Source organism: Type-C symbiont of Plautia stali (genome assembly GCF_059730935.1).
The window spans coordinates 30,847-42,349 of record NZ_AP035924.1; the positions used below are offsets into that span (position 1 = coordinate 30,847).

An 11,503-nucleotide genomic window follows, 5' to 3' on the forward strand; every position below is an offset into this window, starting at 1 on the left:
CGCTGTTCACAATCCGTGCAATTTAAAAGACACCGCGGTGACTTTTCAGTCGTAAAACCCTTAGCGTGGTGTTTTATATGTAACTTTATTGTTAATAATTAGATGTTTTAATGTTGCAAAATAGCAGTGAAAGCTATCATAAAGCTCTAAATCGTGCCAGAATCCTCTATCTATTAACATTTATTTAACATTTAAAGTTATATAATTTAGCATTTATGGGCTTTGCTCACATTTCCATCACATCTGCGCGAAAACCTATGTACGGGTAAGTTAATCTCTGAGCGTGAATTAAATAGCAACCGCCTGTTCCCAATATCAGAACCTCATCAGAAAGGTACCAAAATGAAATTTAACCTCGCATTAGTCAGTGCATGTGTGGTTTCAGCGTGCATGTTATTCACAACACCCTCATTCGCTGCCAAACCTTACGATATCGCCGTGGTGGCCAAAGTTACCGGTATTCCGTGGTTCACCCGCATGGAAGTCGGCGTAAAAGAAGCCGCGCAGAAACTGGATGTTAACGCCTATCAGGTTGGCGCCTCCACGCCCGATCCGGCGCAGCAGGTCAAGGTGATTGAAGATCTGATTGCCAAAAAAGTTGACGCCATCATTGTGGTGCCAAACGATGCCAAAGTACTGGAGCCGGTACTGAAAAAAGCGCGCGACCAGGGCATCGTGGTATTAACCCATGAATCGCCGGACCAGCAAATTGGTCAGTGGGATGTCGAAACCATCGACAGCCAGAAATATGCGGAAGCCAATATGGACGAGCTGGCAAAAGATATGGGTGGCAAAGGCGGTTATGCCATTTATGTCGGCTCTTTGACCGTGCCATTACATAATGCGTGGGCCAATGCGGCAATCAAATATCAGAAAGAAAAATACCCGGACATGCATGAAGTCACGTCACGCCTGCCAGTGGCTGAAAATATTGATAAGTCATATTCCACCACGCTGGATTTGATGAAAACCTATCCTGATCTGAAAGGAATTATCGGTTTCGGTTCCCTTGGTCCGATTGGTGCCGGTCAGGCGGTTCAGCAGAAGCGCGCGAAAAATAAGATCGCGGTTGTCGGGATCGCTATGCCCGCTCAGGCTGCGCCATACCTGATGCGCGGTGACATTAAGAAAGTCCTGCTGTGGGATCCAAAAGATGCCGGTTACGCCCTGGTTTCGGTTGCCGATCAGCTGCTGCAGGGTAAAGAAGTCACTAAAGACCTGAGCATTGAAGGTCTGGGCAAAGCCGACGTCGATATGGATAAGAAAGTGATTCGCTTTAATAAAATTCTTGAAGTAACGCCAGAGAATGCGAAATCACTTGGCTTCTGATCAGAATGTTTAACACCTTAATTTAACGGAGATAGATTATCTCCAGCGCCACACCAGGCAAATAGAAACAGATACGGCGTTGTATGTTGTGCTGTATCTGAACTTCTACTCAGAGATTGAAAACATATTCCCTGAATAATTCGCGTCAGGCGCGGCGAAAGTCAGTGAAATTCGATGAGATATAAATAAATGATTCGGATAAGCGAGCATCGCCAACACCCGGCTGGAAATAGGATGGGCAGGCTTAAGGAACTATGATGAATACGCTCAGCACGTCCCCCGCCAATGCTGAGGCCTTTATCAGCCTCGAAAAAATCAGTAAAAAGTTCCCCGGCGTATTAGCACTGGATAATGTCAGCCTGACGCTGAATAAAGGTGAGGTGCATTGTCTGGCCGGGCAGAATGGCTGCGGCAAAAGCACCATAATTAAAGTCATTTCCGGGGTTTATCAACCGGAAAAGGGCGCGGCCATTACGCTGGACGGAAAACTTTTTCATACCCTGACGCCACAGCTGTCTTCTTATTACGGCATTCAGGTTATTTATCAGGATTTGTCGTTATTTCCCAATCTGTCAGTCGCCGAAAATATCGTTATTCACCGCTATTTACCGGGCGGTGATTTCTGGGTACATCGCGAGTCAATGCGCAAAAAAGCGCTGGCGGCGATGCAACGGGTCGGCGTTGCTCTGGATCCGGATCGTAAAGTTGAAAAGCTGTCGATCGCTGACCGCCAGTTAGTGGCAATATGCCGTGCCATCGCTGCTGACGCCAGTCTGGTGATTATGGATGAACCGACGGCGTCACTGACCCGCAGCGAGGTGAATGGTCTGCTGCGGGTGGTGAATGAACTCAAAGCTGCCGGTATCTGCGTGGTGTTCGTCAGTCACCGTCTCGATGAAGTGATGGAAGTAGCCGATCGTATCAGCGTGATGCGCGACGGCAAACTGGTCGGCACCTATCCGGCCAGTGAACTCGACAGCCATGAACTGGCGTTCCTGATGACCGGGCAGCGTTTCACCTATAGCCACCTGCCGCACCGGGCGCCGGCCAATGTGACGCCACTGCTGGAAATCAGCCAGCTGAGCCGCAAAGGGCAGTACCACGATATTTCGCTGTCGCTGCGCCAGGGAGAAATCACGTCGATTATCGGCCTGCTCGGTGCGGGCCGCACGGAACTCTGTCTGAGCCTGTTTGGCATGAGCCAGCCGGACAGCGGAGAGATCCGCATTAACGGCAAGGTGGTGAAATTCCACTCTAACCGCGACGCCATTCGTCACGGCATCGCTTATGTGTCGGAAGACCGGCTGACACAGGGGCTCATCATGGATCAATCCATTTATGACAACACGCTGGTATCGATTTTCGACAAGCTGCATACCGGCGCCGGATTGATGGATCACCGCAAAGCCGCGGCGGTAGTTAAGGACCTGATCCGTGACCTGAATATAAAAGTCCCGGACAGCAGTTTACCGGTTAAAACGCTCTCCGGCGGCAATGCGCAACGTATCGCCATCGCCAAATGGGTGGCGACGCGGCCCCATATCCTGATCCTCGATTCACCAACGGTAGGGGTGGATATTGCCAATAAGGAAGGCATTTACCGCATTGCCCGCGATCTGGCGGAATCCGGCATGGCGGTGCTGATGATTTGCGATGAAATCCCGGAAGCGTATTACAACAGCCATCGCGTGCTGGTGATGCGCAAAGGCGAACTGGTAGCGGAGTTCGCGCCGCACCAGAGCAGCGAAGCGCAGATTGCGGAGGTGATTAATGGGTAACAAATCGCTATCGAAACTGTTTACCCAGCACGAATTCTGGCTGGGATTACTGGTGCTGCTGCTGGTGGTGGGTCTGAGCGCCAGCAGCAGTGAATTTATGACGCTGGGTAACCTGACTGACGTCGCCACCAGCTATGCCATTCTGGGCATTCTGGCCTGTGGACTGTTTGTGGTGCTGATTGCCGGCGGCATCGACATCTCCTTTCCCGCTGTCACCTCCATCGGTCAGTACGTGATGGCGAGCTACATCATTCATCACGGCGGCAGCTTTCCGCTGGCGTTTGCCATGTCGATGGGGATCGGGTTGCTGCTCGGCCTGGTCAACGGTTTTCTGGTGTACTGGCTGCGCGTGCCGGCCATCATTATCACCATCGCGACGCTCAACCTGTTTTACGGTTTGCTGGTGTATCTGACTAACGGTACCTGGTTGTACGGTTTCCCCGACTGGTTTATGAACGGGATCAGCTGGTTCTCCTTCACCGCCGCCGACGGTTACGACTATGGCCTGACCCTGCCGCTGCTTTGCCTGCTGGGGGTGATCATCGTTACCGGCGTCCTGATGAATCGCACCCGCGTGGGCCGCCAGATTTACGCCATGGGCAGCAACCGTGACGCCGCATCGCGTCTTGGTCTGAACATCCTGCGACTGCATTTTTACGTTTACGGTTTTATGGGATTGCTGGCGGGTATTGCTGCCGTGGTACAGGCGCAAATTACCCAGTCGGTGGCACCTAATTCCCTGCTCGGTTATGAACTGACGGTGCTGGCGGCGGTGGTATTAGGCGGCACCAGCATGACCGGCGGGCGCGGCTCGCTAACCGGCACCATTCTGGGCGTGATGCTGCTGGCCTTCCTGCAAAATGGCATGACCCTGCTGAGCATTTCATCTTACTGGCATCAGGTGTTCAGCGGCGCGATCATTCTGGTCAGCATTAGCAGCACCGCGTGGAACGAAAAACGCAAACTGGCGAAGGGGATGTGACATGACGACGTTAAACCGATTCTTCCCCGGCGACCGCATCATCCGTTTGCAGTTGCTGATCATCGTGGCCGTTGCCGTGCTGTTCTCCTTTACGCTGGGTGGCAGCTTTTACAGCGTCGGCAATTTCCAGTCGATCTCCTCGCAGTTACCGATTCTGGGCATGCTGGCGCTGGGGATGGGCATTACCATGCTGACCGGCGGGATCAACCTTTCGATCATTGCCGGTGCCAACGCGTGTTCGCTGGTGATGGCGGCGATTCTGGTGGCGCATCCGAACCAGCCGGAATATGTCGCACTGGCGCTGCTTGCGGGTCTGGCGGTGGCGCTGGTGATTGGGGTGCTCAATGGCGCGCTGATTGCCTTTATCGGGGTTTCACCGATTCTGGCAACCCTCGGCACCATGACGCTGATCGCCGGACTGAATATTCTGCTGACCAACGGCGCGGTCATTTCCGGTTTCCCGCCGGTGATTCAGTACCTCAGCAACGGCAGCCTGCTGGGTATCCCGGTTGCCCTGGTGCTATTCCTGCTGGTGGCGCTGCTGCTGTGGGTGTTTCTGGAACACACTACGCTCGGTCGCAGCCTGTATCTGATGGGCTCCAGCGAACAGGCGACGCGGTTCAGCGGGGTTAACACCCACAAAGTTACCATCGCGGTGTACGTGCTTTCTGCGCTGTTAGGGTGGGGCGCGGCACTGCTGATGATGTCCAAATTTAACTCGGCCCAGGCTGGCTACGGCGACTCCTATTTACTGGTGACCATTCTGGCCTCGGTGCTTGGCGGCATTAACCCTGACGGCGGTTTTGGCCGGGTGATCGGGCTGGTGCTGGCGCTCATCGTACTGCAAATGCTGGAAAGCGGCCTGAACCTGATGGGCGTCAGTAGTTACCTGACCATGGCGCTGTGGGGTTGTGTCCTGATCCTGTTTATCGCTCTGCAAAACAGAAAATCATAAGCGAAAGCTTTTCAAGAAAGGAAAGAACATGGCGAGTTATTTTATTGGCGTCGACGTAGGAACCGGCAGCGCCCGCGCGGGCGTCTTCGACATGACTGGCCGTATGCTCGGCCAGGCCAGCCGGGAGATCACGCTCTACCGCCCGAAAGCTGATTTTGTTGAGCAATCCTCTGATGAGATCTGGCAGTCCGTGTGTAACGCGATTAAAGACGTGGTCAGTCAGGCGGATATCAACCCGATTCAGGTGAAAGGCATCGGTTTTGACGCCACCTGTTCGCTGGTGGTGCTGGATAAAGAAGGCAAACCGCTGACCGTCAGCCCGACCGGGCGCAGCGAGCAGAACATTATTGTCTGGATGGATCATCGCGCTATCACGCAGGCAGAACGCATCAATGCCACGGGCCATCGCGTGCTGGAGTTTGTTGGCGGGATTATCTCGCCGGAAATGCAGACCCCCAAACTGCTGTGGCTGAAACAGCACATGCCGACCACCTGGAGCAACGTCGGGCATCTGTTCGACCTGCCGGATTTCCTCACCTGGCGCGCCACCCAGGATACTACGCGATCTTTGTGTTCTACCGTCTGCAAATGGACCTATATCGGCCATGAAGACCGCTGGGATCCGAGCTATTTCCGCCAGATTGGCCTGGAGGATTTACTGGAAAACAATGCGGCAAAGATCGGCAGCGAAGTGAAAACCATGGGTGAGCCGCTGGGGCATGGCCTGACGCAGCGCGCCGCCGCAGAGATGGGGTTAATGGCGGGCACGGCGGTCAGCGTTTCGATTATTGATGCGCACGCCGGCAGCCTCGGTATTCTTGGTGCCAGCGGCGCATCCGGCGAATCAGCGGATTTTGACAACCGCATTGCGCTGATTGGCGGCACGTCCACGGCCCATATGGCGATGTCGCGCAGCGCGCGCTATATCGGCGGCATCTGGGGGCCGTATTATTCGGCGATCCTGCCAGATTACTGGCTGAACGAAGGCGGACAATCCACCACCGGCGCGCTGATTGACCATGTGATTCAGTCGCATCCATGTTATCAGGATCTGCTTAAGCAGGGTAAAGACAGCGGCAAAACCATCTATGAAGTGCTGAACGGCATTCTGCGCAAAATGGCGGGTGAACCTGAGAATATTGCTTTCCTGACCAAAGACATTCATATGCTGCCTTATTTCCATGGCAACCGCTCACCGCGTGCCAATCCGACCTTGACCGGCACGCTGACTGGCCTGAAACTGTCACGCACACCGGAAGATATGGCGCTGCATTATCTCGCCACCATCCAGGCGCTGGCGCTTGGCACTCGCCACATTATTGAAACCATGAACCAGAGTGGTTACTGCATTGATACCATTATGGCCAGCGGGGGCGGCACCAAAAATCCCATCTTTGTACAGGAGCACTCCAACGCGACGGGCTGCGCGATGCTGTTGCCGGAAGAGAGTGAAGCCATGTTGCTCGGCAGCGCCATGATGGGCACCGTGGCGGCGGGCGCGTACGACTCTTTGCCCGAAGCGATGGCCGCCATGAGCCGCATCGGTAAGACCATCACGCCGCAGACCAACAAAATCAAAGAGTATTACGACCGTAAATACCGCGTATTCCATGAGATGTACCACGACAGCATGAAATACCGGCAGCTGATGCAGGGAAAAACTGAATAAATGCGGAAGAAGCAGGGCTGTAATCACAGCCCTGTTACGGAAGCGGCGGTTGCGGTTATTTTTGTCCATCCGCCTGAAGTACCCTTTTCGCCACAATCCGCATTTCCACCAGAGCGTTTTCCGGAATGAACTCTGATACGCCGATGGCAGACCATGCCGGGTAGGGGGCTTTGATATACACATCTTTGACCTTAGAAAATACTCCGATGTGTTTTTTAAGATCGATATGAAAGGTGGTCATCTCCAGTATATGTTCATAGTCCAGTCCGGCAGCGTTTAAATACACACCCAGCTTATAAAACGCATCATGGAATTGTTCTTCAGGGTGGGTACTTATCGGTTTGTCTTTCCGCGCTGCCGTCACCCCGGAAAGATACAGGGTGCCATCGGCTTCGATAACGGGAGAGAAGTGCCAGTCATGGTAATAGTGCTGAAATTCTTCAGGAACGATTGATTTTTTCATGGTTTTTTCTCTGATTGATGACCTGGGCAATGGCCGCCTGTTTAAAATCCTATGCCTGGCGAACTGCCCGATCGGGTACTCTTAACATAAAACGGCGCAGAAGATCCGCAGCAGGTCGGTGTCATCGCCTTTTTTATTTTTCCGCAGGTGATACCGCTGAGCGAAATCGGGTTATTGTCATCGCTTACCCCGCTTAAGATCAGGCCGGACACAGTGTGGCAGACGGTGCCGGACGACTGAAGGAGACGATGATGCACCGGGTAGGTTTACTGATTTCCGATTATTTCCAGGTTCTGGGATTATCCACGCTGAGCATTTTTGAGTTTGCCAATCAGGTAAACGGCGAACCGTTTTATCACTGCACGGTTTATTCAGAGCGCGGTGGCACGGTGCAGTCCTCTTCCGGCTTCGGCGTGGACAGCCAGCCGATTCATGCAGAGATGGAAATGGATACCTGGCTGGTCGCAGGCGTAATGACGCCGCTGGAGCTGCCGGCCACAGCGGGCATCGTTGATTTTCTGCAGGTGCACGCGCCCCGGGCCCGCCGGGTGGCCGGGATCTGTACCGGCGCATTCGTGCTGGGGCAGGCCGGTCTGTTATCGGAGCGCCGCGCCACTACGCACTGGGTACATGCCCAGAGTCTGCAACTGCTGCACCCGACGACGCGGATAGAAGAAGACCGCATCTTCATTATTGACGATCACATCTGGACCTCGGCAGGACTTACCGCCGGGCTGGATATGGCGCTGGGAATGGTGGAGAAAGATCTCGGTGCCGAAGTGGCGCGCAGCGTGGCACACCTGCTGGTCATGCATCACCGCCGCTCCGGCGGACAGACGCAGCACTCTGAGATGCTGATGCTCTCTCCGCGCAGTGACCGGCTGCAGTCGGCGCTGGAATATGCGCGCAACAATCTCAACAAAGCGCTGACCATCGAAGACCTTGCGGATGCGGTTCACCTCAGCGCGCGGCAGCTCAGCCGCCTGTTCCGTTCTGAGACGGGCAAGTCGCCAGCCAAAGCCATTGAGGGATTACGACTGGAAAACGCCCGCTTGCTGATCGAGCAGAGCAGGCTGCCGATGGAGGTGATAGCCCGTGAATCCGGCTTCCGCGATCGCCGCCATATGCGGGAAGTGTTCATTCGCGGTTACGGCATCCCGCCGCAGTCGCTGCGTACCGGTAAAGCCTGACGCGGGCTGTCCCGCCTGAACGCCTTCTGATCACGATGGCCGGAATCCCGGTCATCATGTTGTCCGAAATCACGACCTTTCTCGTCAGCCGCGCCGGTGCGCGACTGCGTACTATGAATTCACCAACCCGATAACTGACAAGGTGAATATCATGACGCAGCAGACACACACCAACCGCGGCACTGCCGTTGTCACCGGTGCCTCTACCGGTATGGGCGCACTGTACGCCGGCCGCCTGGCACGCATGGGCTATGACCTGATCATCGTGGCCCGCAATCACAACCGCCTGAACCAGCTGGCTGAACACATCACCACCGACAGCGGCCGCAGCGTGGAAGTCATCACCGCGGACCTGGCCGATGCTGCACAGCTGAACGCGCTGGAAGAAAAGCTGCGTCAGGACGCGAGCATCACACTGCTGGTGAATAACGCCGGCATCGGCACCCATACCCCATTGCTGGACAGCGACGTGACGCAGATGAACGCCATGATTAACCTCAACGTCATCGCGCTGACCCGCCTGACCTATGCGCTGGTGCCGGGCATGGTGGCGCGCGGACGCGGCGCCATCATCAACATCGCCTCGATCGTCAGCATTGCGCCTGAACTGCTGAACGGTGTTTACGGCGGCAGCAAGGCTTACGTGCTGGCGTTCAGTCAGTCGCTGCACCATGAACTGGCCGGTAAGGGGATTCAGGTGCAGGCCGTACTGCCTGGCGCTACCGCGACGCCGTTCTGGGATAACGGCGGTCTGCCGGTTGACCAGCTTGACCCGAACATCGTCATGAGCGCGCAGGAGATGGTTGATGCGGCGCTCACCGGCTTCGCCCGCGGCGAGCTCATTACCATTCCGTCCCTGCAGGACGAAGCGCTCTGGACCCGCTATGAGCAGGCGCGTCAGGCCATGATGCCGCACCTCGGCAGCGACGCGCCGGCTGAACGCTATCGGCCCGTCTCTGTGCACTGAACGCCCCCCTTATTCAGAATCGCAATCCCAATAACTGTCCCATTAAGGAATCAGATCATGAAACTGACCGATAACACCATCTTCATCACGGGCGGCACTTCTGGCATCGGCCGCGCCATGGCAGAAAAATTTCATCAGCTGGGCAACCAGGTGATTATCTCCGGACGCCGCGAGGCGCTGCTGCAGGAAGTCACCGCCGCCAGTCCGGGCATGGACTATGTGGTGCTGGACGTCACGCGCGCCGACAGCATTCAGGCCGCGGCACAGAGCGTGCTGGAACGCTATCCGGCCCTGAACGTGGTCATCAATAATGCTGGCATCATGCCGTTTGACAACGCGGCGGGCGAACTGGATGACGTGCAGGCGGTGACGCTACTGAACACCAACATTCTGGGCCCGGTGCGCGTCAGTGCGGCTTTCATCGAACACCTGAAGCAGCAGCCGGACGCGGTGCTGATTAACAACAGCTCGGTGCTGGCCTTCCTGCCGCTGGCGACCAACGCACTTTACTCGGCCACCAAGGCCGCGATTCACTCCTATACCCTGTCGCAGCGCTTCCTGCTGCGTAATACCGGCGTGCAGGTCATCGAAATTTCACCGCCGTGGGTGGATACCGATCTGATTTATAAAAGCGGCGACCCGCGCGCCATGCCGCTGGACGCCTTCATCAGCGAGACGTTTGAAAAGCTGGGAACCGACACCATCGAAGCGATTGTCGACCGCGTGCTGCCGGTGCGCGATAACCCGGGCGCGAACGAGCATACGCTGGTGAATCAGTTCAACCAGTCTGTGGCGGATAACCCGATTCCTGTTCAGTAAACATTTCAGGGGCAGCGCCCCTGAAGTTTATGCCGGAGAGAAATAATGAACGCTGTCATCACCTCTTCCCAGCGCCGCGCGCTGCGTGCGCTGAGCATTGCCTACTTCGTACAGGCTACCGGCGCGCTGTCTGTCGCTGGCAGTCTGCCGGCCATTTCAGCAGCCTGGCAGCTGACTGATGCGCAGAGCGCGCGCTTACTGAGTGTTTTCGGACTCACCTTCGCGCTGGCGGCTCCGCTGGTACAGGTGCTGTTTGGTCACCTGCGCCGTCGCCGGCTGGTGCTCACTGGCATTGCACTGTTTAGCCTGGGCGCCTTCGCGTTTGTGCTGTCGCCGGGCTACAACGTACTGCTCGCCTCACGCATCCTGATGGGGGCCGGCGCCGGGTTCATCGGTCCGGTGCTTGTTGCGCTGGGCTCCGAACTGGTCCATGAACAGCAGCGCGGCCGGGCCATCGGCATGGTATTGCTCGGAGTATCGATGGCAAGCCTTGCCGGTATTCCGCTCGCCGCCTGGGTAGCCAGCCTGTGGGGCGCGAAAGCCCTGTTTGTGCTGGTCGGATTGCTAAGTCTGCTGAGCGGGCTGAATATTTTGCTGACGGTGCCGGATGACAGCGCGGGAACGCGCATCCGGCTGCGTGAGATGGCCGGCGTGCTGGCCGATGGCAAATACCTGACGGCTTTCCTGGTGGTGTTTTTTATTACTTCCGGCGTTTACAGCTTTTACGCTTTTATCGCGCCGCTCATTCGCGACACCTACACTGGCGGCACGCATGCGGTCTCCGCAGCGCTGGCCGTGCTGGGCGTTGCCGGCGTGCTGGGCAATCTCTGGGTCACCCGCGCGGCGACACGCTTTACCGCTGAGAAACTGCTGCTGAGCGGCATGACGCTGCTCATCGTCGATACGGCGCTTATCGCCGTGCTGCCGAAAGCGCTGGGCGTGCTGCTGGCGGCACTGGTGGTCTGGGCGTTTGCCACCGATCTGCTCTGGCCCAGCCAGCAGCGCCGGATTGTCGAGCTGGCATCAGTCCGCCATCGCGGCATTGCGCTGGCGCTGACCAGTGCCTTCATGTTTGGCGGTATCGGCTTTGGCTCTGCGGTCGCATCATGGATATATCCACTGGCCGGCTTTTACGGGCTGATCGGCATGTCGGTGGCCTTTATTCTGCTGGCGATGCTCAGTCTGCAGCTGTCAGAAAAGCGCAGGCAACCGGTAAACATCGCTGAGTGCGGTCAGCGTCAGGCCTGAATCGGTGGACGCCTCTTACCCGGTGCCGCGAAGCGAATGCTGGCCTGGCATGCTCTGCGTATTAAATACGTGACGCCAGCAGGGAAGGGGACCGGCTGGCTGC

Annotated in this window: 10 protein-coding genes; 9 read left to right on the forward strand and 1 reads right to left on the reverse strand. The window is 56.3% G+C overall.

Annotated features, from left to right (window positions below; genetic code table 11):
• Positions 1-342 precede the first annotated feature (342 nt).
• The 5 genes from AC6I7J_RS19335 (at position 343) to AC6I7J_RS19355 (ending at position 6,713) form a co-directional block, all read left to right on the forward strand.
• Positions 343-1,329 (forward strand): autoinducer 2 ABC transporter substrate-binding protein, encoded by a 987-nt coding sequence (locus AC6I7J_RS19335; protein ID WP_031279943.1) that lies wholly within the window; start codon positions 343-345, stop codon positions 1,327-1,329.
• A 257-nt stretch (positions 1,330-1,586) separates the two neighbouring features.
• Complete coding sequence (locus AC6I7J_RS19340) at positions 1,587-3,107, forward strand: sugar ABC transporter ATP-binding protein (RefSeq protein ID WP_498007481.1); 1,521 nt, start codon at positions 1,587-1,589, stop codon at positions 3,105-3,107.
• Positions 3,100-4,089, forward strand: a complete 990-nt coding sequence (locus AC6I7J_RS19345; RefSeq protein WP_021508774.1) for an ABC transporter permease — start codon at positions 3,100-3,102, stop codon at positions 4,087-4,089. The genes AC6I7J_RS19340 and AC6I7J_RS19345 overlap by 8 nt, the downstream gene beginning before the upstream one ends.
• Position 4,090: 1 nt before the next feature.
• Complete coding sequence (locus AC6I7J_RS19350; protein ID WP_058781969.1) at positions 4,091-5,044, forward strand: ABC transporter permease; 954 nt, start codon at positions 4,091-4,093, stop codon at positions 5,042-5,044.
• Positions 5,045-5,072: 28 nt separating this feature from the next.
• Positions 5,073-6,713, forward strand: coding sequence for an FGGY-family carbohydrate kinase (locus AC6I7J_RS19355; protein WP_058776185.1), 1,641 nt, complete (start codon positions 5,073-5,075; stop codon positions 6,711-6,713).
• Between the two features lie 55 nt (positions 6,714-6,768).
• Here AC6I7J_RS19355 and AC6I7J_RS19360 read toward each other — a convergent pair whose 3' ends face one another.
• On the reverse strand, positions 6,769-7,176 hold the full coding sequence (locus tag AC6I7J_RS19360; protein WP_021508771.1) for a Rid family hydrolase: 408 nt from the start codon (positions 7,174-7,176) through the stop codon (positions 6,769-6,771).
• A gap of 251 nt (positions 7,177-7,427) precedes the next feature.
• On the opposite strand from AC6I7J_RS19360, the gene AC6I7J_RS19365 reads away from it, so the two are divergent.
• From AC6I7J_RS19365 to AC6I7J_RS19380, 4 genes are all read left to right on the forward strand, one after another.
• A complete protein-coding gene (locus tag AC6I7J_RS19365) occupies positions 7,428-8,366 on the forward strand; it encodes a GlxA family transcriptional regulator (protein WP_058776186.1) in 939 nt (312 codons plus the stop codon).
• A gap of 151 nt (positions 8,367-8,517) precedes the next feature.
• Positions 8,518-9,333, forward strand: a complete 816-nt coding sequence (locus AC6I7J_RS19370) for an SDR family NAD(P)-dependent oxidoreductase (protein WP_058776187.1) — start codon at positions 8,518-8,520, stop codon at positions 9,331-9,333.
• Positions 9,334-9,390: 57 nt separating this feature from the next.
• Positions 9,391-10,152: an SDR family oxidoreductase gene (locus AC6I7J_RS19375; RefSeq protein ID WP_498007367.1), complete on the forward strand. Its 762-nt coding sequence runs from the start codon at positions 9,391-9,393 to the stop codon at positions 10,150-10,152.
• Between the two features lie 45 nt (positions 10,153-10,197).
• On the forward strand, positions 10,198-11,400 hold the full coding sequence (locus AC6I7J_RS19380) for an MFS transporter (protein ID WP_498007368.1): 1,203 nt from the start codon (positions 10,198-10,200) through the stop codon (positions 11,398-11,400).
• The last annotated feature ends 103 nt before the right edge of the window (positions 11,401-11,503 follow it).

Excerpts from the sequence above, each read along its gene's own strand:
- AC6I7J_RS19345 (WP_021508774.1), top strand. The coding sequence starts at position 3,100 with ATGGGTAACAAATCGCTATCGAAACTGTTTACCCAGCACGAATTCTGG.
- AC6I7J_RS19350 (WP_058781969.1), top strand. The coding sequence starts at position 4,091 with ATGACGACGTTAAACCGATTCTTCCCCGGCGACCGCATCATCCGTTTG.
- AC6I7J_RS19335 (WP_031279943.1), top strand. The coding sequence starts at position 343 with ATGAAATTTAACCTCGCATTAGTCAGTGCATGTGTGGTTTCAGCGTGC.
- AC6I7J_RS19355 (WP_058776185.1), top strand. The coding sequence starts at position 5,073 with ATGGCGAGTTATTTTATTGGCGTCGACGTAGGAACCGGCAGCGCCCGC.
- AC6I7J_RS19340 (WP_498007481.1), top strand. The coding sequence starts at position 1,587 with ATGAATACGCTCAGCACGTCCCCCGCCAATGCTGAGGCCTTTATCAGC.
- AC6I7J_RS19380 (WP_498007368.1), top strand. The coding sequence starts at position 10,198 with ATGAACGCTGTCATCACCTCTTCCCAGCGCCGCGCGCTGCGTGCGCTG.
- AC6I7J_RS19360 (WP_021508771.1), bottom strand. The coding sequence starts at position 7,176 with ATGAAAAAATCAATCGTTCCTGAAGAATTTCAGCACTATTACCATGAC.
- AC6I7J_RS19375 (WP_498007367.1), top strand. The coding sequence starts at position 9,391 with ATGAAACTGACCGATAACACCATCTTCATCACGGGCGGCACTTCTGGC.
- AC6I7J_RS19365 (WP_058776186.1), top strand. The coding sequence starts at position 7,428 with ATGCACCGGGTAGGTTTACTGATTTCCGATTATTTCCAGGTTCTGGGA.
- AC6I7J_RS19370 (WP_058776187.1), top strand. The coding sequence starts at position 8,518 with ATGACGCAGCAGACACACACCAACCGCGGCACTGCCGTTGTCACCGGT.